The sequence below is a fragment of the Pedobacter nutrimenti genome (assembly GCF_003208655.1).
In the GTDB taxonomy this organism is placed as follows: Bacteria; Bacteroidota; Bacteroidia; order Sphingobacteriales; family Sphingobacteriaceae; genus Pedobacter; species Pedobacter nutrimenti.
The window spans coordinates 347,050-370,128 of the sequence record NZ_QKLU01000005.1; the positions used below are offsets into that span (position 1 = coordinate 347,050).

18 protein-coding genes are annotated in these 23,079 nt (G+C 42.6%); 8 read left to right on the forward strand and 10 right to left on the reverse strand.

Features of this window, described 5'->3' with window-relative positions:
- Positions 1 to 7: 7 nt before the first annotated feature.
- The 3 genes from B0O44_RS16425 to B0O44_RS16435 form a co-directional block, all read right to left on the reverse strand.
- Positions 8 to 763, reverse strand: coding sequence for a LytR/AlgR family response regulator transcription factor (locus B0O44_RS16425; RefSeq protein WP_110832850.1), 756 nt, complete (start codon positions 761 to 763; stop codon positions 8 to 10).
- Positions 756 to 1,838: a sensor histidine kinase gene (locus tag B0O44_RS16430; RefSeq protein WP_110832852.1), complete on the reverse strand. Its 1,083-nt coding sequence runs from the start codon at positions 1,836 to 1,838 to the stop codon at positions 756 to 758. Before B0O44_RS16430 ends, B0O44_RS16425 begins: the two co-directional genes overlap by 8 nt.
- Before the next feature lie 194 nt (positions 1,839 to 2,032).
- Positions 2,033 to 3,766 (reverse strand): phospho-sugar mutase, encoded by a 1,734-nt coding sequence (locus B0O44_RS16435; RefSeq protein WP_110832854.1) that lies wholly within the window; start codon positions 3,764 to 3,766, stop codon positions 2,033 to 2,035.
- 244 nt (positions 3,767 to 4,010) lie between these two features.
- On the opposite strand from B0O44_RS16435, the gene B0O44_RS16440 reads away from it, so the two are divergent.
- Both B0O44_RS16440 and lysA read left to right on the forward strand, forming a co-directional pair.
- Positions 4,011 to 5,324, forward strand: coding sequence for an aspartate kinase (locus B0O44_RS16440; protein ID WP_110832856.1), 1,314 nt, complete (start codon positions 4,011 to 4,013; stop codon positions 5,322 to 5,324).
- 182 nt (positions 5,325 to 5,506) lie between these two features.
- Positions 5,507 to 6,664 (forward strand): diaminopimelate decarboxylase, encoded by a 1,158-nt coding sequence (gene lysA / locus B0O44_RS16450; protein ID WP_110832860.1) that lies wholly within the window; start codon positions 5,507 to 5,509, stop codon positions 6,662 to 6,664.
- Between the two features lie 44 nt (positions 6,665 to 6,708).
- Here lysA and B0O44_RS16455 read toward each other — a convergent pair whose 3' ends face one another.
- Together B0O44_RS16455 and B0O44_RS16460 are read right to left on the reverse strand one after the other, a co-directional pair.
- Entirely contained in the window at positions 6,709 to 7,092 is a 384-nt protein-coding gene (locus B0O44_RS16455) for an SRPBCC domain-containing protein (RefSeq protein ID WP_110832862.1), read from the reverse strand.
- Positions 7,093 to 7,097: 5 nt separating this feature from the next.
- A complete protein-coding gene (locus tag B0O44_RS16460; RefSeq protein WP_110832863.1) occupies positions 7,098 to 8,288 on the reverse strand; it encodes an acyl-CoA dehydrogenase family protein in 1,191 nt (396 codons plus the stop codon).
- 167 nt (positions 8,289 to 8,455) lie between these two features.
- Here B0O44_RS16460 and B0O44_RS16465 point away from each other — a divergent pair, with 167 nt between their 5' ends.
- Positions 8,456 to 8,815 (forward strand): dihydroneopterin aldolase, encoded by a 360-nt coding sequence (locus B0O44_RS16465; RefSeq protein ID WP_110832865.1) that lies wholly within the window; start codon positions 8,456 to 8,458, stop codon positions 8,813 to 8,815.
- Between the two features lie 45 nt (positions 8,816 to 8,860).
- Positions 8,861 to 10,258 carry an FAD-binding oxidoreductase gene (locus tag B0O44_RS16470; RefSeq protein ID WP_110832867.1) on the forward strand — a complete coding sequence of 466 codons (1,398 nt, stop codon included), beginning with the start codon at positions 8,861 to 8,863 and terminating at the stop codon, positions 10,256 to 10,258.
- Between the two features lie 71 nt (positions 10,259 to 10,329).
- On the opposite strand, the gene B0O44_RS16475 is transcribed toward B0O44_RS16470, so the two are convergent.
- Positions 10,330 to 10,761: an acyl-CoA thioesterase gene (locus tag B0O44_RS16475; protein WP_245943684.1), complete on the reverse strand. Its 432-nt coding sequence runs from the start codon at positions 10,759 to 10,761 to the stop codon at positions 10,330 to 10,332.
- A 144-nt stretch (positions 10,762 to 10,905) separates the two neighbouring features.
- On the opposite strand from B0O44_RS16475, the gene B0O44_RS16480 reads away from it, so the two are divergent.
- Positions 10,906 to 11,337 (forward strand): Hsp20/alpha crystallin family protein, encoded by a 432-nt coding sequence (locus tag B0O44_RS16480; RefSeq protein WP_110832870.1) that lies wholly within the window; start codon positions 10,906 to 10,908, stop codon positions 11,335 to 11,337.
- 865 nt (positions 11,338 to 12,202) lie between these two features.
- Here the strand turns inward: B0O44_RS16480 and B0O44_RS16490 are convergent.
- The 3 genes from B0O44_RS16490 to B0O44_RS16500 all read right to left on the reverse strand — a co-directional run bounded on the left by B0O44_RS16490 (position 12,203) and on the right by B0O44_RS16500 (position 17,657).
- Positions 12,203 to 14,851: a TonB-dependent receptor gene (locus B0O44_RS16490; protein WP_110832874.1), complete on the reverse strand. Its 2,649-nt coding sequence runs from the start codon at positions 14,849 to 14,851 to the stop codon at positions 12,203 to 12,205.
- Positions 14,852 to 14,923: 72 nt separating this feature from the next.
- Entirely contained in the window at positions 14,924 to 16,417 is a 1,494-nt protein-coding gene (gene treF, locus B0O44_RS16495; RefSeq protein ID WP_110832876.1) for an alpha,alpha-trehalase TreF, read from the reverse strand.
- Positions 16,407 to 17,657, reverse strand: a complete 1,251-nt coding sequence (locus B0O44_RS16500) for an MFS transporter (RefSeq protein ID WP_110832879.1) — start codon at positions 17,655 to 17,657, stop codon at positions 16,407 to 16,409. Before B0O44_RS16500 ends, treF begins: the two co-directional genes overlap by 11 nt.
- Before the next feature lie 169 nt (positions 17,658 to 17,826).
- On the opposite strand from B0O44_RS16500, the gene B0O44_RS16505 reads away from it, so the two are divergent.
- Complete coding sequence (locus tag B0O44_RS16505; protein ID WP_110832881.1) at positions 17,827 to 18,672, forward strand: AraC family transcriptional regulator; 846 nt, start codon at positions 17,827 to 17,829, stop codon at positions 18,670 to 18,672.
- Positions 18,673 to 18,852: 180 nt separating this feature from the next.
- On the opposite strand, the gene B0O44_RS16510 is transcribed toward B0O44_RS16505, so the two are convergent.
- Positions 18,853 to 20,244 carry an arginine decarboxylase gene (locus tag B0O44_RS16510; protein WP_110832882.1) on the reverse strand — a complete coding sequence of 464 codons (1,392 nt, stop codon included), beginning with the start codon at positions 20,242 to 20,244 and terminating at the stop codon, positions 18,853 to 18,855.
- Positions 20,245 to 20,345: 101 nt separating this feature from the next.
- On the opposite strand from B0O44_RS16510, the gene B0O44_RS16515 reads away from it, so the two are divergent.
- Positions 20,346 to 21,296: an arginase gene (locus B0O44_RS16515; RefSeq protein WP_110832883.1), complete on the forward strand. Its 951-nt coding sequence runs from the start codon at positions 20,346 to 20,348 to the stop codon at positions 21,294 to 21,296.
- A gap of 3 nt (positions 21,297 to 21,299) precedes the next feature.
- Complete coding sequence (gene argS, locus B0O44_RS16520) at positions 21,300 to 23,078, forward strand: arginine--tRNA ligase (RefSeq protein ID WP_110832885.1); 1,779 nt, start codon at positions 21,300 to 21,302, stop codon at positions 23,076 to 23,078.
- Position 23,079: the final 1 nt, after the last annotated feature.

Consider the following 23,079-nt stretch of genomic DNA (forward strand, 5'->3'; position numbering starts at 1 on the left):
TTAGCGTTTAAATCTCAAACATTTCCTTTAATGCAGTGCTATAGCCTCTGCTGGAACTTAATTTGGAACTGTTGTTGTCTTTCATGATAAAAATAAGGCTTCCATTAAAGCTCTTGCGGATTTCCTGAATTAAATCGGTATTCATAATAGACCCACGGCTTATTCTGAGGAAATTTTCCGGAAGTTTTTCCTGTAAGGCAGAGATCGTAAAATCGGTCAGGTGCCTTTTCCCGTCCAGGGTATTTAAAAAAACATATTTATCTTCTGCCTCTATACTGACAATGTCATTCAGTTTGATCAGTAAAATGCGGTCCCCGATTTTGACCGTCAGGGTTTTAATTTCCTTTTTGACTTTAAGCTTGCTCATCAGCAGTTCCAAAGGAAGGTTATAATCCTGTTGCTGCTGAAAGCGGGAAAGCTTTGCGAGGGATTTTTCAAGGCGTTCTGCTTCAATGGGTTTAAGGAGGTAATCTATAGACTCCTCTTCAAAGGCTTTTACAGCATATTGATCGTAGGCTGTTGTAAAAATCACTTTGGGTTGTTCTTTAATCCGCGAAAGCATTTCAAAGCCATTGAGCACAGGCATTTCTATATCCAGAAAAATCAGGTCAGGCCGGTGGCTTTCAATAAGTTCAAGCCCCTGGATCCCGTTTGCAGCTTCTGCTATAATATTTAATTGCTCATAAGGAAGCAAGAGCCTTTTCAAGCGCTGCCGTGCCAGTTCTTCATCATCGATAATCAGTGTACGCCAAATTTTAGTCATAAGTTACAGGGAATTGAATCCGGAGTTGTTTATTGGGATAATTTAAAATTTGCACTTCATAATTGTTGCTGCCATACAGTAGGTTAAGTTTATCATAAGTGCTTTGCAGTCCATAACCGATTTCCAGTTCCTCAGGAAAAGGGCTGCCATTGTCCTCAATGATAATCTCCATGAGCTCGGTTTTTTTGATGCTGATGCGGAGCATTCCATGGGACAGGACATTTTTAAGGCCGTGCTTCAAGGCATTTTCGACCAGGGGCTGGATCAGGAACCTTGGGATTTTTTCTCTGTTTAAAGCAGGATCAAGGTCTGTTTTGAAGCTGATCCTGTCTCCAAACCGCACTTTTTCAATTTCCAGGTAAGTGTTCACAATTTCTATTTCTTCAGTAACACTCACCAGGTTTTCCTGGGTCTGATTGATGCTGTAGCGGAACAGTTTCGATAATTTGAGGGTCATACCCTCGGCTTTGTCCGGATCTACATGGATCAGACTGGCAATGGCATTCAGGGAATTGTATAAAAAATGCGGATTAATTTTAGAATGCAGTGTGGCCAGTTCTGCTTCGGTTTTCATTTGATTCAGCCGGAGCAAAGCCAGTTCTTTTTCCTTTATGCGGTTGTTCAAATTGACCTTTTGGGCATTATGAACATACATCACTGTATTCACAATGATCGTCAAAACACAGCTGAAGAGAAAATCGTCTTTATGAAAAAAAGTATAGGGTGTTTTAAGGACCGCAGCTAAGAGCAGGTAAATGACCTCAATGGCTATAAATACAGCCCCCAGGCTGAAAGCGTAGTAAATCAGGATCTGGACAACACCATTTCCTTTTTTAGCCCAGAATTTTTTGGACAACAACAATCCGTTACAAACAAAAATAGAAATAATGATTCCAAAAATATAATGAAAAATGGCTTGCCTGGTGCCAATCCACTGTCCTTTAATCAGGGACATCAGAATGACCAATGAGGTCGATATGGTCAGGCCAATGGCGAGTCCAACCAGGTTCACCTTTTTCCATTGCTTTAAGCTGATGGGTTTTTCAATGTTCTCAGAGTTCCAGGTATTGAACATAGTTAAAGATACTGATTAGTGCTTTTAAAAGGCAAATATGTTACTATACCGTTAACATTACATGTTAATTCTGATGAATTGCAGATACCGGGGTTTGAACGGTGTAAAATGGAGTGGGGACGGCGGGTACAAAAAAGACATCTCCAGGGTTCAGGTTCAAACCAGAGAGATGTCTTTAAAATGATAATTGTTCTTTATTTCTGGAGATCTTCCATCAGCGCATTGATTTTTAGGCCTAGCTTTTCATCTGTCTTATCAAACTCACTTGCCTGGGGCAAAGTTGCATTCACACTGCAGTAGAATTTGATTTTTGGTTCTGTTCCAGATGGACGCGCAGAAACAATGCTGCCGTCTTCAGTGACAAACTGCAAAACATCTGATTTTGGAAGACTCAGTTTTGATATTTTTCCTGTATTCAAATCCGTTTCCGTACCCAGTTCATAATCTTTTAAGGTACTGACTTTTGAGCCACCAAGGCTGGCAGGAGGGTTGTTCCTGAATTTTTCCATCATGGCTTTGATTTCTTCGGCACCTGTTTTACCTTTTTTGGTTAGGGATACCAGTTCTTCTTTATAAAGACCGTGGGTCACATACATGTCAATTAAAGCATTGTACAGGCTGCTTCCTTTATCTTTGTAATAAGCGGTCATTTCGGCAATAAAGGCACAGGATATCACTGCATCTTTGTCCCTGACCAGTTCTCCGACAGAATAGCCATAACTCTCTTCACCACCAACCACAAAAGTTTTCTTGCCCTGAAGGCTGGTGATCAGCTGACCGATCCATTTGAAGCCGGTCAGGGTATTGTAGCAATCTACTTTTTTAGCTTTTGCTATGGCTTCAATCAGGTTGGAGGTCACGACAGTTTTTACGATATACTGGTTTCCGTCAATTTTTCCTTTTTCTTCCCAGGCGGTCAGCACATAGTGCACCAGCAAACTGCCGGTTTGATTGCCATTGAGTAAAATCCATTCATTGTTGTTGTTTTTTACGGCAATACCTACGCGGTCTGCATCAGGATCTGTTGCCAGTACCAGGTCTGCATCAATTTCCTGTGCTTTTTTCAGGGCGAGCGTCATGGCTTCTTTTTCTTCGGGATTTGGATACACCACCGTAGGGAAATTGCCGTCCGGTTTGCTTTGTTCTTCAACAATGGTCACATTGTCAAAACCAAATTGCGCAAGGGCTTTAGGCACCAGAGTAATGCCTGTTCCATGAATTGGAGAATACACAATTTTCAGGTCTTTCTGACGGCTGATGGCCTCAGGAGATACAGATAATGCCGTAATCTTGTCCAGGTACAGCTGGTCTATTTCTTCCCCGATTAATTCTATGTTGGCATCAATACGGGTAAATTTTACCTCATCAATGGAGGTGATTTTGGCCACTTCATCCATAACAAGCCGATCATCAGGGGCAGTAAACTGTCCGCCATCGGCGCCATAGGCTTTATAACCATTGTATTCTTTGGGATTGTGGGAAGCCGTTAGCATGACCCCGCTGCGGCAGCCCAGTTCGCGGATGGCAAAAGAAAGCTCCGGAGTCGGGCGCAGTTCCTTAAAGAAATAAACGTAAATGCCGTTTGCAGAGAATACATCTGCTGTAATTTTCGCAAACTGGTCGGAGTTGTTCCGGCTGTCGTGGGCAATGGCTACTTTAATTTTTTCGCCCGGATACTTCTTTAACAGGTAATTACTTAAGCCCTGGGTCGCCGTGCCGATCGTATATTTATTAATACGGTTAGAACCAGCGCCCATAATGCCGCGTAAACCACCGGTACCAAATTCTAAATTTCTGTAAAAAGCATCGGTTAGTTCTGTATAGGATTCCTGATCAAGCAGGTTTTGAATGTTCTTTTTGGTTTGTTCATCGTAATTGCCATTCAACCATTGGTTTATGGTTGTCAGGGTACTTTGTTCTAACTGCATATATATTGTTTATGTTTTGTTGAGTTTTTAATATTTAATATCATGTTTTGTTCAGTAGGGGCAAACTTCCTGCCATTCCAAATTTTATTTTGCTTATATCCTAATTATTACCTTCGTTTTATTTATTTTCACGCCCTGATAGGAAATTCCGGGACTATAACAAAAATATAAATAATACGGATAGAATGGATTTATTACCATCAAATAGTAAAGTTTAAATAAACGAAAAAATAACAAAAGAAAAATGAAAGTATTAAAGTTTGGAGGAACTTCCGTTGGAAGCCCTGAGCGGATGATGAAATTGCTGGATATAATCAATCCGGCTGAAGAACAGATCGTGGTTCTGTCGGCAGTGTCCGGCACCACCAACAGTTTAGTAGAAATCTCTGGCAAACTTTTAAAGGAAGACAAGCAAAAGGCGTTAACACTGATTAACGCCCTGCATCAGAAATATAATGACTTTGTTGTTGAACTGCTGGCAGAAGGGGACTTCAGGGAGCAGGGACAGGAAGTTGTCGATTACCATTTTAATTTTCTTGCTGCCCTGAGTAATGACATGTTTACTCCCATTGAGGAAAAAGTTGTTTTGGCACAAGGAGAATTACTGTCCACTACTTTATATCACATTTACCTGAAATCCATTGGTGTGCCTTCTGTACTGCTGCCGGCTTTGGATTTTATGAAAATTGATGAGGACAATGAACCGGATATTCCTTTTACTACAAAAAATCTTCAGCCCTTGCTGGAAAAGCATAAAGGAAATAAATTGTTTATTACCCAGGGCTTTATTTGCAGGAACAGTTTTGGCGAAGTAGATAACCTGAGAAGGGGCGGAAGCGATTATACCGCTTCTTTGCTGGGGGCTGCAATTCTGGCCGAAGAAGTACAAATCTGGACAGATATCGACGGGATGCACAACAATGACCCACGTATTGTAAAGGGCACCAAACCCATTTCGCATTTGTCTTTTGACGAAGCGGCCGAGCTGGCTTATTTTGGGGCGAAGATCCTGCACCCGCAATCTGTATTCCCTGCACAAAAATATAAAATACCTGTCCGCTTGCTCAATACCATGGAGCCCCAGGCACAGGGTACCCTTATTGCTGCCGACAGTGAAAAAGGAAAAATTAAATCAATTGCAGCAAAAGATGGCATTACGGCAATAAAAATCCAGTCCAGCAGAATGCTGCTGGCCTATGGCTTTTTAAGAAAGGTGTTTGAAATTTTTGAGCGTTACAAAACGCCTATAGACATGATCACAACTTCAGAGGTTGCCGTTTCCCTGACCATTGATTTTACAGATAACCTGGATGCGATTGTGAAGGAGCTTCATGCTTTTGGATCGGTAGAAATTGACCGGGATCAAACCATTGTCTGTGTGGTAGGGGACTTTGGTGCAGAAAAACATGGTTATGCGTCCAGGGTACTGGATGCTTTAAAACATATTCCAATCCGTATGATTTCTTACGGAGGCAGTAATTATAACATTTCACTGCTGATCAATACCGGGGATAAAACCGAAGCACTCAGAAGCCTGCATAACCGTTTATTCGAATAAGGTTTTACTTTTTCTTAAGATAAACGACTATAGCGATACATAAAAAGACCAGCAGGATAAAAAAACGGGTTCTCCTGTCATATTCCTTCCTGCTGATCTTTTCTCTCTGGTAATCAAAATAATTGCCTGCATAGACTAACATCAAACCAACTAAACAAAATATAATCAGATATTTAAACATTATGTTTTCTAATAAAGACATCAGCCATTTTGCAAATTTAGAAACACCGTTCTATTATTACGATCTTACTTTATTGCAAAATACACTTCAGGCCTGCTCTAATGCTGCAAAGGTGTACAATTTTCATGTTCATTATGCAATGAAAGCAAACTTTAATCCGGCAGTGCTTGAAAAGATCAGGTCTACCGGCTTTGGTGCAGATTGTGTGAGTGGAGGTGAAGTAAAAAAAGCAGTTGAAATTGGTTTTGAGCCTGGAAAAGTAGTGTTTGCTGGTGTGGGTAAATCCGATCAGGAAATCAATGAGGCACTGGACCTTGATATTTTTTGCTTTAACGTGGAGTCCATTCAGGAACTGGAAGTAATCAATGAACTGGCCGGAAAAAAAGGTAAAAAAGCGAAAGTTGCCATCCGGATTAATCCGAATGTAGATGCACATACCCATCACAACATTACCACCGGTTTGGACGAGAACAAGTTTGGAATCAATTCCTGGGATTTACCGGCCTGCGCAGAAACCTTAAAAAGCTGCAGTCAGCTGGAGTTTATCGGCGTTCATTTTCATATTGGTTCACAAATCACCAATCTGGATGTGTACAAAAATTTATGTGTAAGGGTCAATGAATTCGCTTCCTGGTTTGAGGAACGTGGATTTTTAGTCAAAGTATTGAATGTTGGTGGTGGCCTTGGAATAGATTATCATCAACCTGATGAGCAAATACCTGATTTTGCATCTTATTTTAAAATTTTTCAGGATTTTCTGGAAGTCAGACCGAATCAGGAGGTTCATTTTGAGCTTGGAAGGGCATTGGTCGGACAATCGGCTTCTCTGATCAGCAGGGTGCTGTATGTGAAAAACGGAAAGAAGAAAAATTTCCTGATCCTGGATGCCGGCATGACAGAACTGATGCGGCCTGCTTTATACCAGGCTTATCATAAAATTGAAAACATCAGCAGACCAGAAACGGAAGCAGCCATGAAGTACGATGTGGTTGGTCCGATCTGCGAAAGTACAGACTGCTTTGGAAAGGAAGTTGAACTTCCGGAAACTTTTAGGGGTGATTTAATTGCCTTAAGGAGTACAGGGGCTTATGGAGAAGTGATGGCTTCACACTATAACCTTCGTGAAAATGTAAAAGTGGAGTTCAGCACTGCAAAATAATCTAAAAAAAAGCGCCGTATAACATTGTACGGCGCTTTTTAACTTTATTCTTCTTCGAAGAAATCCAGGAGCCCTCCAAAATAATGCTCCTGTAAACCCTCCGTAAAATCCACAAAATCTTCATCCGGAATATTGGTTTGCACAAATTCCAAAGAAGTCCCTTTTTTATCCGGGTGCAATTTGATGGTGACCACAGAAGGCTCGGTGTCCTCTCCGAAGTACCATTGCTGTATAATTTTCTTTCCGGGTTCGAAAGCAATGTTTTTGCCTACAATATCCCCATCCCAGAATGAAAATTCCGTTCCGGCTTCCTCCGTGAAATTTACCTCTGCACCTGTCCACAGTTGTATGCTTTGCGCTTTGGTTAAGGCCAGGTAAACCTCCTGGGGTGGAACAGGAAAGCTGTAATATTTTTTAAATGTTTTCATTGTTCCTATTTAAATGCGTTTAAGCCGGTGACATCCATTCCGGTAATGAGCAGATGGATGTCATGGGTACCTTCATAAGTAACCACAGATTCCAGGTTCATCATATGGCGCATAATAGAGTACTCTCCGGTAATGCCCATTCCGCCAAGCATTTGTCTGGCATTTCTGGCTATATCCAGGGCAATTTCCACACTGTTTCTTTTGGCCATGGAAATCTGTTCTGCAGAAGCCCTGTTTTCACTTTTCAGTACACCCAGACGCCAGACCAGCAGTTGGGCTTTGGTAATTTCTGTAACCATTTCCGCCAGCTTTTTTTGTTGCAGCTGGAAGCCCCCAATGGGTTTTCCAAACTGGATTCTTTCTTTGGAATACCTTAATGCCGTATCGTAACAGTCCATGGCGGCACCCAAAGCACCCCAGGCAATGCCATAGCGGGCCTGGTTCAGGCAGCCCAATGGTCCTTTAAGGCCCTGGATGTCTGGAAACAAATTGGCTTTAGGGACTTTCACATTGTCAAAGACCAACTCGCCGGTTGCAGAGGCTCTTAAACTCCATTTGTTGTGGGTTTCAGGTGTACTGAAACCTTCCATTCCGCGTTCTACAACCATTCCCCTGATCTTTCCCGATTCGTCCTTTGCCCAAACAACTGCGATATCTGCAAATGGGGCATTGGAAATCCACATTTTGGCTCCATTTAAAATATAATGGTCGCCTTGTTCTTTAATATTGGTGACCATGCCACCAGGGTTCGAGCCATGGTCAGGTTCGGTTAAACCAAAACAGCCCATCAGTTCTCCGGTGGCCAGTTTGGGAAGGTATTTCTTTTTTTGTTCTTCGGTACCATAAGCATATATAGGGTACATGACCAGTGAGCCCTGAACCGAGGCCGTAGAACGTATTCCCGAATCGCCCCGTTCAATTTCCTGCATTAAAATGCCATAGGCAATGTAATCCAAACCGGCTCCTCCATATTCCAGGGGAATGGTCGGGCCGAAGGCACCGATTTCTCCCAAACCTTTAATCAGGTGCGATGGAAACTCTGCCCGCTGCGCAAAATCTTCAATGACCGGGCTGACTTCTTTTTTGACCCAGTCACGGGCAGTAGAACGGATCAGTTTATGTTCTTCAGACAACAGCTCATCAATTAAATAGTAATCAGGTGCTTCGTAGAGATCTTTCTTTCCAGATTTGTTCATTTCGATAATATTTGGTTCAGGCTTAAATTCTCGTCTAATTCGGTTAAAGGCAGGGAAGGTTTTGGAATTTATAAATTTAACCGCTCCTTATGCCATTAGTTACGATCAAAGTTAATAATTTAGCGGAATGGCCGGCTAAAACCCGCTAAAAAATTAAAGTTATACCAATGCTGATACAAACCGTTGCACTTAAAGAGGTGAAATTCTTTTCCTTACATGGCTATTATCCTGAAGAACAACGAACAGGGAATCATTTTCTGGTCAGTGCAGAAGTTACCTTTGTTCCTACCGGTGATTCCGAAAATTTGCAGCACACCGTTAACTACGAAGTACTCAACAGCATCATGAGGGAAGAGATGGCCCGGACCCAAAAAATGCTGGAAACTGTTGTGCGCAATATGCTCGACCGAATTCTGTCTTTCTATCCTTTTTTGCTGACGGCCGAAGTGGGTATAAAAAAACTCCATCCGCCCATGCCCGGTGAAATTGGGCATTCCTTTGTACAGCTGCGTTACAACGCTGAGTAAAATTCTGAAAACCTAACCCATACCATATATTAAACCTGTTACTTCATGCAATACACTAAAATTACTTCAACGTTCCTGGATCAAATTAAAGAAGCTGTTGGGGCCGCCAATGTTTTTACAGACGAGGAATCCCTGGCCAATTATGCTCATGATGAAACTGAAGATCTAAAATACTTTCCGGAAGTTGTCGTGAAACCGGTGGATACCGTTTCTGTTTCTGCCCTGTTAAAATTATGCAACGAAAATCATGTGCCGGTAACCCCTCGTGGTGGTGGTACAGGCCTGAGCGGTGCGGCATTGCCTGTTTTTGGTGGTGTGTTGCTTTCCATGGAGAAATTTAAAAAAATCATCAATATAGATACCCAGAACCTGCAGGCTACCGTGGAGCCTGGTGTCATTACCGAAGAATTTATGGATGCAGTGGCCGAACAAGGCCTGTTGTATCCTGTAGATCCCTCCAGTAAAGGGTCTTGTTTTATCGGTGGAAACGTAGCCCACGGTTCTGGTGGCCCCCGGGTAGTTAAATATGGTACCATCAGGGAGTATATCCTTAACCTTGAAGTGGTATTGCCTACCGGTGAGGTGATCTGGACAGGGGCCAATACTTTAAAGTATGCTTCAGGCTATAACCTCACCCAGTTGATGATTGGTTCTGAGGGTACGCTGGGTGTAGTGACCAAAATTGTCACCAAACTGATTCCAAAGCCTACTCAAAGTGTATTGATGATGGCTTCTTTTGCTGAAAATGAAGAGGCCTGCGGTGCCGTATCTGCTATTTTCAGGGCTGGGATTATTCCTTCTGCTTTGGAATTTATGGAAAGAAAAGGAGTGGAGTGGGTTATAAAATACGATGACATTAAGTTTGATCTGAAAGACAATGTGAATGCCTTTCTGATGCTGGAATTTGATGGAGACGATTTGGATCACATTTTCAAGGACTGCGAAAAAGCCAATCAGGTACTGGAACAATTTAACTGTACCGATGTGCTTTTTGCCGATACCGCCCAGCAAAAAGAAGAGATCTGGAGAATCAGAAGGACCATGCCAGAATCGGTAAAATCCAATTCAATTTATAAAGAGGAAGATACCGTAGTGCCAAGGGCGACCTTGCCGCAATTAATTAAAGGCATTAAGGAAATTGGTGCACGGTATGGTTTTGAAAGTGTTTGTTATGGTCATGCTGGTGATGGAAACCTGCATGTAAACATCATTAAGGCTGGAATGAGCGATGAAGACTGGAAAAATAAACTCAAAGATGGTATCGTCGAGATTTTTGAACTGACCAGCCAGCTGGGGGGTACCATTTCCGGGGAGCATGGAATAGGCCTGGTTCAGCGGGAGTTTATGTCCATTAAATACAGCGAGGTACACCTTAATTTAATGAGAAGCATCAAAAAAGTCTTTGATCCAAACAGTATTTTAAATCCGGGCAAGATTTTTTAAAGTTTAATAAATATATAACCGGCTGAGCAAGATGATTTGTTCAGCCGGTTTTTTATTGCCCTGCCGGGAATTTAGCTGCTGGCCAACTGTTCAAATTGCAGCATTTTGTTTTTCTCGTCTTCCGGTATCGGGGTGGCCTTCTGCGTTTGATAATCAAAAGCTACACAAACGGTTTTGCCTTTACTGCAAACGGTTTCTTTGTTGCTTTCTGTTTTTACGATTAAGTAATCCAGGTCAAAACTGCTTTTGCCAATTCTGGAGGTTCGGACATAAATGTGGACCTTGTCTTCCAGAAATATAGGCGTAATGTATTCTAGTTCTGCTTTTGCAATCACCACACCTGTTTTTTTCCAATCCCATTTTACGGCCTGTTTCCAGTATTTGGTCCTGGCAATTTCCAGGTAAGTGAAATACACGGCATTGTTTGCATGCCCCAGCATATCGAAGTCCGCAAAACGCATTTCCAAATTGGTTTTATACTTAAAACTGCCTAATTGATCCATGTTTACTGTCTTTTTGTCTTGTTGTTTTTGTTTTTTGTGTCAAAATGTCTTTAAAATCATAAAAATAGGCTTTGGTATGAGTGTTGAACAATGGGAATTATAAATATTTAAAAAAATAAAAATTAACAATAGGAGAACACAACCATGACTTTAGTAAATTTTAACAACAGAACCAGAAACACAGCGCCTTATTTTAACAATTTTTTTGACTCATTGTTTAATGAAGCTTTAAATAAAAATTTAACCGTTAACAAGGTCCCTGGGGTAAACATCCTGGAATCCGATACGGACTACAAAATTGAGCTGGCTGCTCCTGGTTTGAACAAAGAAGATTTTCAAATCAATTTGAAAAAAGATACCCTGTCAGTATGGGCAGAGAAAAAAGTAAACGAAGAAGATAAAAAAGCGTACAGCCGTAAAGAGTTTGATTATTTTTCTTTCGCAAGATCTTTCGTTTTACCTGAAAGTGTTGATGGCGATAAAATCAGCGCAGAATATATCAATGGTATTTTAAACATTACTATTGGTAAAAAAGATGAAAGTAAAACTGAAAACAAAGAAATAAAAGTTTCATAATAAGTAAGGTTTGGTTTAAGGTTGGTAAGGGTGTGCTGGGAGGCACGCCCTTACTTGTTTATAAAAACGACTGTTTTGTAAAAAAAAAGGCTGTCATTGTTCGAAGATGCGCCTGATTAGGCTCCTTCGGAGCAAACCAGCCAATATCTTCTCACAACGCAGCCATTTTTTTATAAATCATAACAAGAAATTATGGAACATGGTAAGGGCTTAGCTGGAGGGGGGATGGTCCGGGCAGGGCGCAGAGAAGGTTATTGTTGGTGTTGGGAGGCACACCCTTACTTGTTTTAAAAAAAAGGCTGTCATTGTTCGAAGATGCGCCTGATTAGGCTCCTTCGGAGCAAACCAGCCAATATCTTCTCACAACGCAGCCTTTTTTTATAAATTATTACAAGAAATTATCGAACATGGTAAGGGCTTAGCTGGAGGGGGGATGGTCCGGGCAGGGTGCAGAGAAGGTTATTGTTGGTGGGGTATTTGGGAGGTTGGTTAAGGTGAGTTTTGGTAGGATGCAGAGAGAGTTATGGTTGCTGGGTTGTTTGTGCTTGTGAGCCGAGTTGGTTAAGCATTTGACAAGGGCGATAGGCATGGGGTTAGAATTATATGGAAATTTTTTAAGGAATAGAAGGGGTGTCTGGAGAGAAATATTGGCTGGGCTGCTCCCCTTCAGGAGCCTGATCAGGCGCATTTCGAAACAGATATCTCCTTCTATTCCTTTACTTTTAGCTCCTTTTATCCTTCTTGTTCCTTTGCTTTTATACACTTTTTAGCTCCTTGAGTCTGACTTGCATTTCTTTATTTTGAGCATTCAACATAAAAAAAGGAACCCCTAAAGGTTCCCTTTTTATTGTATAGGTAGTTGTGTTTAAAAGTTAAAGGCAGCAGATAACCTGGCGAACCTGCCCAGAATTGGACGGGCATAATAAATGGCGCCAGGTGCTGATGTGATCCGCGGGTTGCCTTCGGTTAAACCAATGGTGTTGGTCAGGTTGGAGGCATCGATGGCAAAACGCATTTGTTTTACCTTCAGGGAAATGCCTGCGTTTAGGACATCAAAGCTTGGTAAAGCAAAAACGTTGGCGTTGTCGGAATATTTTTTACCAAAATGATTGACCTCAGCATAAATGCTCAGCGCTTTGGTAATGTTATAGGCCGGGCGGATGGTTCCGTAAAAGCTTGGGATCCGGCGCACTTTATTGCCGTTGTAATCAAAACCATTTCCAGAGAAATCCCTGAATTTAGGGTCTTGAATGGTGGCATTTACCGTCAGGCTAAAATCGCCGGCATTAAACTGTCCTTCTAGTTCCAAACCGATGTTTTTGGCTTTGGCAAACTTGTTCTCGGAAGTACCGTCGAGCAGGATGTCTGTAAAGGCGATATTGTCCAGGTTCATGTAAAAAGCATTGGCAAAAAAAGCATATTGCTGGCCCTGTAACTTATAACCGAGTTCAAACTGGTTGATGACCGTAGGTTTTAACTTGCTCAGGTCACTGGCATTGTCAAAATAAGACTCTTCGATCGGAGAACGGAAACCATTGCTGTAACGGAAATAAGTGGCCATATTCTCGTTGAACTTATAATTGGCAGCCGCACTTCCCGATAAACGGTTAATGTCATATTTCCAGTAATAATAAGGTCCTGAAACGTTGGTGATGGAGTTGTCGGCCGTTGTGCTTCTGAAATCATAACCAAAGCTGCTGTTGTTGTCCAGATTCTGGGCCGCAGATTGGGTGGCTTTATAGCCGCTGTAGCGGTCCATGTCAAAACGTAAACCAAGGTCAAAGGTCAGGTTATCGGTCGCCTTAATCTCTGCATTTCCAAACACAGCATTTACATCCCCCTTGGTCTGTGCTTTTCTGGTTAAAAATGAAATATCCGCTACACCATTATAAGTCCTGGAATAATTGGCTGCTCCGGGAGCCACAGATTTATCCACCAGGTTCAGCAATTGTGGGTTGTCAGATACGCTGACCAGTAAATTGCTCCAGTTCCATTGCTGGTCAGAACTCCAGTTGGAGTAGTAATAACCAAGGGAAAGGGTAGTTTTATCATTTTTATAATCGAACCTGAGGTTGTTGGCAAAGTTTTTCATTTGTTTGTCAATGGCCCAGTAGCCCACTTTAGCCACCAGTGCCGGGTTTACCACTGCGCCGGTATTTACATCCGTATACTGAGGGTTTAGCACCGGAAAGGATGCGCCCGCAGAGGTGGTATATCCTTTTGCAAAATCAGCTGCCGTTTGAGGCTCAGCGCCTGGAAATATAGCGGTGTACTGCATATTGATATTGGTGTATCTTATGTTGTTGCTCACCGAAAAACCACCGCCCAAGTCCGTTTTAAATTCTCCTCCAAATACATCCACAACAGGGTGTACCCCATCTTCCAGGTTTCTGTTGTAGGTGCCCCCACCCAGTTGCGGAACGCTCAGCTGGCTAAAATTCCGGGAAGTTAAAGTCCCTGTATTTGGATTAAAACCATCGATGCCTTTAGGGTGATCCTTGTCCGTTAAAGGAATAGGTAAAAGGAATAAGTTTCTGTCATCCAATTTTTTATAAGACAATTTGATGTAACCATTATCCAGGTTGTATTTCAGGTTCATTTTTATCTGGCCACCATTGTTGCCTTTAAAACCAGGGTTACGTACCCCGTTTTCCGTCCGGTAAAAACCACCAATGTTGTAAAATAATTTATCCGGTACAATGGCCCCGCCAATGTTCAGGTCTGTTCTGAACAGTCCTGAAGTCCCGGTGCTTAATTTTACCGTTCCGCCAAAATCATTGGTACCCGTTTTGGTAATGAAATTGATGATCCCGCCGGGTGCATTGGTGGCGAAAATAGAACCAGAACCGCCTCTTAGGGCTTCCATACGTGAAATGGTTTCATCTACCCGAAGCCAGTTGTCGGCATTGGCAAACTGTAAGGCCCCATCTTCAAAAACCGGCATGCCATCTTCCTGAATCTGTACATATTCATAAGCACCTGCCGAAGGAATACCCCTTGCAAATAAGTTGTTGCCCACCTCACCACCAGAAGTTTCTACCACAAAACCTGGTACATGTTTGAGCAGGTCAGCGGCGCTACTTGGTGCAAGCTGTTGTATGGTTTTACTGCTGAAGCTGGAAATGGCCACACTGGATTCGATTTTTTTCAGTGCATTGGTGGTACCCGTAACCACTACCGCGTTCAGCTCCATTAAATCTTCCAGCAGGACAATTTTTAAAGCAGAACCACCGATGGGTTGTTCCACAGACTTATAGCCAACGGCACTGATGATCAGTATTTTTCCATCAGGAGTGTTGTTCAACGCAAATTTACCGGCCTGGTCGGTCGAAGTACCGGTCTTGGTGCCTTTAATGACCACGGTTGCACCCGGAATGGGCTGGTCATTTTTATCGACAACAGTTCCGGATATGGTTTCCGCTTTTTTCGCATGTACAGGAATAGGATTGCTGTATGCCAGCCCTGCATGGCCGATGATGCAGAGGGATAAAATAAAGAATAAATGTCTGTTCATAATCTGGTTTTTTGTTTATACTGGTTAGTTGTGGTTGATGATGTTTATGTTTTCATGAATTCATTAAAAGACTTATAAGGTTTCACTTTTCATTTTTAAATACACGCCATTGGTCCAGCCAAAGCCATCCTGGTTCGGATATTCACCCCCTGTTGCAAGCATAGCCGTGTCTTGGACATTGTATTTCTCGGAAATTTTGCCAGTTTCCTTAAAATGCTGTTCCACCATGGTGGTCCAATTGGTTCTGGTTTTTTCAGCAAGCTCCAGGAAGCCGTAATTTTTAAGACCCTTAAAAGCAATCCATTGTAAAGGTGCCCAGCCATTTGGTGCGTCCCATTGCTGCCCGGAATGGTTTAAAGTCGTCAGTAAGCCCCCGGCTTTTAAAAAATCCTTTTCTATGACCGATGCAAGGGCTTTGGCCTGCGCTGCGCTGGCCATACCGAAGTACAAGGGGTAAGCCATGGCAATGGAAGGAAAATTGGTCTGTTTTTCTGCCGAATGCTGATAATCGTAATACATTCCCTCTGCTGCAGACCATAAATATTTTTGAATGGCCTGTTCCCGGCTTTCGGCTTGCTCCTCAAATAATGCGGCGGTTTTAAAATTTCCGTTTAGCCCTTCTGCTTTTCCGATGGTTTTTTCCAGGTGCCAGAGCAGGCAGTTTAGGTCTATAGGAACGATATCAGTAGTATGGGCCGTGTTCAGGTTTTTCTGGTCCTTGAACCAGCGGCTGGAAAAGTCCCAACCAGACTCGCAGGCGGCACGGATGTTCAGACAAATGGAAGGGCCTGAATGGGCCATGGTTTGGGTATCTTCCAAAAAACTCTCCGGTCTTGGGCTGTTGAGCTTGTCGAAATAACGGTTTAACAATTCACCGTCGGGCATAAGGACCAGGTGCTGGTAATCCCTTTGTTGCCCATGAAGCAATTCCTTGCCATTCATCCAGAAAAGGTATTCCTGGTGTAACTGTGGTAAGTATTTGCTGTAAGCTGCCCCGCCTGTTTCTATAGCCAGCAGTTCCACCATTAGCGAAAAGAAAGGAGGCTGGGAACGGCTTAGAAAATAGGTTCTGTTGCCGTTAGGAATAAAGCCAAACTGATCAATCAGATGGGCAAAATTAGCGATCATACTTTTTATAAGATCGCTGCGTCCGGAAACCTGCAGGCCCAGCATGGTGAAATAACTGTCCCAGTAAAAAAATTCCCTGAACCTTCCTCCCGGAACCACAAAAGGATAGGGAAGGGCAAGCAGCGAACTGTGGTTATCGGTTGCAGTTCTGGTCAAAACAGACCATAAGGAGCTGATGTGTTCTTCTATGTTTTTGGAAAGATCTGTTTTAAACTGGTTTTGTTCCTGCACGGGAACCTCAAAATGCCGGTTCACAAAATCAGCCAGGTTAAAACCGGTCTTTTTATTTTCGATCCTGTATTGTTTCAGAATGTCCGGTACAGGAAATTTCGGGATGCAATCTGCAAAGGTTTTCTGGTCGGGATACAGCCCGCTGAGCTGTACGTCGGCGAACAGTTCTTCCAGGTTTTCGACAAAAAGGGAAGGGCTATGGTGCATGGTATATAGATGAGGTCTGATTGATTTTTTTCGATTTTTTAAACAACAACAAGGCGATGCTGAGCAGAAACAGAGGAACCAGGGAAAAGTAAAACGCACTTTGTCCGCCGTAATGCTGAAATATATAGCCGGTAATAATAGAGCCCAGTGAGCCGCCCAAAGCAGAAAAGACCACAATAAGCCCCGACATGGTACCATGTTGTTTTTTAGGGAGGGCAGCAAGGATAACAGAGTTAATGGCCGGATAAATCGGTGCCAGGAAAAACCCGATTAAGGGGAATATATAGGCCGAAAATGGAACATCTGCCCAAACTTTAATGACATGCCCTTCTTCGGCTTTGGCCAGGGGCAGGGCAATCAGCACCAATGCTGCTGCGGCCACCAGGCAAACCGTCAGGGTAACATACCAGGAAACTTTTTTAAGGACCATGCCGGCAAGAAACCGCCCTATAGCCGTGGAGGCTGCCATAATACCCGCCATCAGTACACTAAAGGAAGAAGGTAAATGCAATACCTTATTGTTAAAGGTGGGCAGCCAGCTCATAATGCTTTGCTCAATCAGCACATATAAAAAAGCGCAGACAACAAAAGAAACCACCAGCGGCAGGACCAGTAAGCGGAACATTTCCATAAAGGAGGCCCCTGTATTTTCTTCGGTAGGTTTGGCTGCCGATTCATTGAGCGGGGCAAGGGTTAACAGAAGCAGAGCCAATAGGTATAAAGCCCCGATAAAATAGTAAATGTGAAACCATCTTCCCGAACTGGCATCGGCATCATCAATAAAATAACTGAAAATGAAATAGCCCAGTAAAATACCCACCATGAAGCAGCTTTCAATAAAGTTCATCAGGCTGATGTGTTCCTTTTCGTTTTTGGTGATCAGGCCAATGCTGCCAAATACCGATATTTTGATCAGGGCAAAACTGGCCCCTGTGACCGCAAACAAAAGTTTTACAGCGATAAATGTTTTCACCGAAGGGACAATAAAACAGGCCAGGGCTACTGCGGCAAGTCCAATTTGCATGGATTTTTTATAGCCGATTCTGGTGATAAAGGAAGCCACCAAAAAGGAAACGACTGCAATGGTGATGTCTTTAAAAGCTTCCAGCACAGATGCGGAAGATTCATTGACATGATAATAGCGTTGCACCTGCATGATCACGGTTCCCACGCTATTGAGCATAATCCCAAACAGAAGGTAATTGATAAAGACAGAGATTTTAATTTTTAAGTTTCCCATTTGTTATACATGATGTTGCTGCTGGTCAAAGCTTATGCTATTAGAGCGGCTTATATTTGGTTTAATAAAATTCAGACTTTCAAAGCGATAAAAATTATCCTGTATTCATTTTTGATTGAACTATATTAATATAATTATTCATATATTTAATTATTAAGTATTAATAAGGATGAAAGTAGAGTTTGAAATTGTAAAGCCAGATGAACATTCTTCTTTCCGGTTTCTGTATCAGAACAAAAACACCTGTGAGTTTGTGTGGCAGTATCATTACCATCCGGAATACGAGCTGGTCTGTGTGCTTTACGGTGACGGGACCCGTCATGTGGGCAATCACCTGAGTATGTACCAGAACGGCGACCTGGTGCTCATCGGCTCCAATATGCCGCATTCTGGCTTTGGATTGAACGCTACAGATCCTCACGAGGAAATCGTTGTCCAAATCAGGCCCGAGGTCATGAAACAATGGATTTCTGATTTTCCGGAAATGAAGGAGGTCGCCTTGTTGATGGAGCGTTCCAGGCATGGGATTAAGTTTGAAGGGAAAACCAAAAAGGAAGTTACAAAAATGCTCATTGGACTAAAAAACGTTTCGGCTTTTGAAAAACACCTGGGTATGCTGAAGGTGCTCCATAAACTCGGTGGAAGCGAAGAATATGTGATGCTCAATGAACAACCTATTCTGGGTGAGCTGATCCGTAAACACCGCTCCAGGCTCCAGAAAATTTTTACTTATGTAGAGAATTACTATCAGGAAGATATAGACATTCAGAAAGTAGCAGATATCGCAAACATCTCTGTGCCTTCCTTTTGTAATTACTTTAAAAAAATGACGCACATTACCTATACCGAATTTGTAAACCGTTACCGGATCCAGAAAGCCTGTATGCTTTTGCAGCAAGACAAAACCATTTCGGAGGTTTGTTTCGAATGCGGTTTTAATAATGTGACCTACTTCAATAAGATATTTAAACGGATTGTTCATAAAACCCCTTCCGATTTCAGGGTTGATAAATAGAATAAACCAGGTTTAAGATGCGCCCGCTCAGGCTCCCGCAGAGCGGTCCAGACAATATCACTTTCTGAACCCCTAAAACGGGATTGAAAAATTATACTCCGGTAAGACATATTGCCAAATTGCTCGGCACAAAAAAAAGGTGCCTTCCTGGCACCTTCAATTATTTTAGTGGGTTTAATCCTAGGTATAACCCAGAATTTTTAAAACCTGTTTGCTGTTTTGTTCCTCGCCGAAAACCTCAAAGTTAAAAGTTTCGTCACGGTTTCTGCGGATAATCACATGTTTAGGGCTAGGGAGCAGGCAGTGGTGAATACCACCATAACCGCTCAATACTTCCTGGTAAGCTCCGGTATGGAAAAAACCAAGGTATTGTACTTTACGCGTTTTAGGCATAAATACACTGTTCATGTGTGCTTCCTGGTTGTAGTAATCCTGGCCATCGCAAGTGATCCCGCCAAGGTTCACTTTTTCATATTCTGCATCCCAGTTGTTGATCGGTAACAGCACATATTTCTGGTTTAAAGCCCATACATCCGGAAGGTTGGTAATGAAAGAACCGTCCAGCATCAGCCATCTTTCCCGGTCGTTTTGCTGTTTGCGGCCCAATACCTTGTATAAAATACCAGAAGCTTCCGCTACCGTGTATTTACCAAATTCAGTAATAATGTCTGGTTCGATTACATCGTGCTCAGCGCAAATTTCCTTGATCCTTTTTACAATTTCGTTCACCATGTATTCATAGTCGAAATCGAAAACCAGGGAATCTTTAAAAGGCATACCACCACCAATATCCAGGGTATCCAGTTCAGGATTGATCTTTTTGAATTTGCAGTAAAGGGTTACATATTTTTCCAGCTCGTTCCAGTAATAAGGCGTATCCGAAATACCCGAGTTGATGAAAAAGTGGAGCAGCTTTACACGAAAATTCGGATTGGCCGCAATTTTACTGTTGTAAAAATCGATGACATCTTCCAGTCTTACGCCCAAACGGGAGGTATAGAACTGAGAGTCCGGCTGCTCTTCAGCCGCAATACGGATACCTAAATTACAAGGGGTATCCATTTCGATCTCATCATCGTAAAGATTAAATTCTTCTTTATTGTCCAGTACAGGAATGATGTTTTTATAACCATCATGTAGCATATCAATAATATACTGTTTGTACTGGTAGGTTTTAAAACCGTTACAGATCAGCGTAATGTCTTTGGTTAAGGCGCCTTTTTTTTCCAGGGCGTCTACCATAGGCATGTCAAATGCAGAAGAGGTTTCCAGGTGAATGCCATTTTTCAAAGCCTCTTCCACAATATGACGGAAGTGGGAGCTTTTGGTGCAATAGCAATACTTGTAATCACCCCTGTAATTGTTCTTCAGAATGGCCGTCTGGAACAAGATCTTGGCCTGCTGAATTTTTTTGCTGATCATTGGAAGATACGTGAAACGTAATGGCGTACCATAAGTCTCGATCATTTCCATTAAGTTTAGGTCCTGGAAGTACAATTCATCATCTATTATGTCATAACCTTCCTGAGGAAAACCAACACTTAGATCAAGAAATTCGGAGTAACTCTGCATTTTTTATATTTTTGAACAATTATTAAAGGTATAGCAACTTAAAATAAGTTAATTTTGGCTCAAAGATAAACCTTTTATAAAATACACTCGTAATTTTTTTTATGACTAAATCTTTAAAGATAATTGAAGTAAAATCTGAGATTGGTGCGGGTACACGCGGTGCCAGTCTTGGTGTAGATGCGATAAAAATTGCGGCCCTGGATTTTGGAAGCAGGTTTTTTAAAAAACACAAATCGGTAGAAGTCCCAAATGAAAACCATTTGCTGCTGGAAAGCACAGGGAGCCCTTTTGCCAAAAGGATTTCCGGTATACTGACCATGGTAGAGCGGGTGAGTGATGAAGTTAAAAATACGCTGGGCAATAACGAATTTCCAATTGTACTGGCCGGAGACCACAGTACAGCAGCCGGAACCATTTCAGGAATCAAAGCCGCTTACCCTAAGTCACGGCTTGGGGTCATTTGGATTGATGCCCATTCGGACATGCATTCTCCTTATACTACGCCCTCGGGCAATATGCACGGTATGCCCCTGGCCATGGTACTGGACGAAGACAATACTGACTCTAAAGTCAATAAACTGGATCAGGAGACCATTAATTACTGGTACCAGCTGAAAAATGTAGGCAATATTGCCCCGAAAATCGCTTACCGGGACCTGGTGCTCATTTCGGCCAGGGATATGGAAAAGCCCGAGGAGCACCTGATCAAAAAACATAAAGTCAAAAACATTACCACAGCCGAATTCCGGAAAAGGGGCGTGGAAAGAACGGTGATTGAAACGATGATGTACCTGGACCACTGCGACCTGATCTATGTTTCTTTTGATGTCGATTCCCTGGACCCAACCGCTTCCAGAGGAACAGGCACACCAGTTGTCCAGGGATTGACAGAACGGGAAGCAGGTGCCCTGATGACCCGGCTGATCACCAACCAGAAGGTCTGCTGTTTTGAAATTGTAGAAGTGAATCCAACGCTGGATAAAGAAAATCAAATGGCAGAACATGCTTTTGAAATCCTGATTAAAGCAACCAATGCTTTCAGAAACGAATAGAATATGAATATCGAACAAAATATAAGCGCAGCCTTGATACAGGCTGTTAAACAATTATATGATCAGGACCTTCCTGAAAACCAGGTGAGCCTTCAAGACACCCGCGCGGAGTTTGAAGGACAGATCACCATAGTGGTTTTTCCGGTGGTCCGTTTTTCTAAAAAATCTCCGGAAGCCACTGCGGCCGATTTGGGTACCTACCTGCAGGAGCATGTGGCCCAGGTGACCGGCTTTAACGTGGTCAAAGGCTTTTTAAACCTAAGCATTGCCGACAGTTATTGGCTAAATTTACTGAACAGCACTTTACTGGACGCTTCTTTCGGAACTTTTAAACCAAACGGTCAAAAAGTGATGGTGGAGTATTCTTCTCCAAATACCAATAAACCCCTGCATTTAGGGCATGTCCGTAACAATTTACTGGGTTATTCCATTGCAGAATTGCTTAAAGCAAATGGTTATGAGGTATTTAAGGTCAACCTGGTCAACGACAGAGGGATACACATCTGTAAATCGATGCTGGCCTGGCAAAAATGGGGCAATGGCGAAACACCCGAAAGCTCTGGCTTAAAAGGAGACCACCTGGTTGGCAAGTACTACGTCATTTTTGATAAAGAATACAAAAAAGAAATTGATGCGCTGAAACAGGCCGGTCAGACAGAAGAAGAAGCCAAGAAAAATGCTCCTTTAATTAAAGAGGCACAGCAAATGTTATTGGCCTGGGAAAGCGGGGACAACACCGTGGTCGAACTTTGGAAAAAGATGAATGGCTGGGTGTACGATGGTTTTGCCGTTTCTTATAAAAACCTGGGCGTTGACTTTGATAAATACTATTACGAAAGCGATACCTATTTATTGGGTAAAGACAATATTGAAGAAGGACTGAGCAAAGGCGTATTTTTCAAAAAGCCCGATGGATCGGTTTGGATTGACCTGACTGCAGACGGCCTGGACCAGAAACTGGTTTTACGTGCCGACGGAACTTCGGTATACATTACGCAGGACATCGGTACCGCACAACTGAAATACGACGATTTTAAAATGGACCAGTCCATTTATGTCGTAGGAAACGAGCAGGATTACCACTTTAAAGTCTTGTTCCTGATCCTTCAAAAACTGGGTAAAACCTGGGCCAAAGGATTGTACCATTTGTCCTACGGAATGGTAGACCTGCCAAGCGGTAAAATGAAATCGAGGGAAGGTACAGTGGTAGATGCCGATGACCTGGTTGCAGAGATGGTCGAAACGGCCAAGCAAAAAACAGAAGCCCTGGGTAAGGTAGACGGTTTCTCGGAAGAGGAAAAAGAAGCCTTGTTCTATAACATTGGAATGGGGGCACTGAAATACTTTTTATTGAAGGTAGAACCCAAAAAACGCCTGCTTTTTGACCCGGCAGAATCCATTGATTTTCAGGGAAACACGGGCCCTTTTATCCAGTATACCCATGCCCGTATCCGTTCTTTACTGAATAAGGCTGCTTATGCAAGTGCCCCGGTGAAGGAAAACACGGCCCTTTCGGCAACAGAGCTGGAAATGATTATCCTGTTGTCAAAATACCCTTCGGAGCTGGCTTCGGCTGCAAAAGGCTATACCCCGGCAACACTGGCCAATTACCTTTACGAGGTGGCCAAAATGTTCAATAAATTTTATCACGAAGTGCCGCCAATTATAAAAGAAGAAGACGCCGGACTGAAACAGCAGCGTCTGAACCTGAGTTCTGTTACCGCAGGCATCCTGAAATCGGGGATGCGCATTTTAGGGATTACGGTTCCAGAAAGAATGTAAA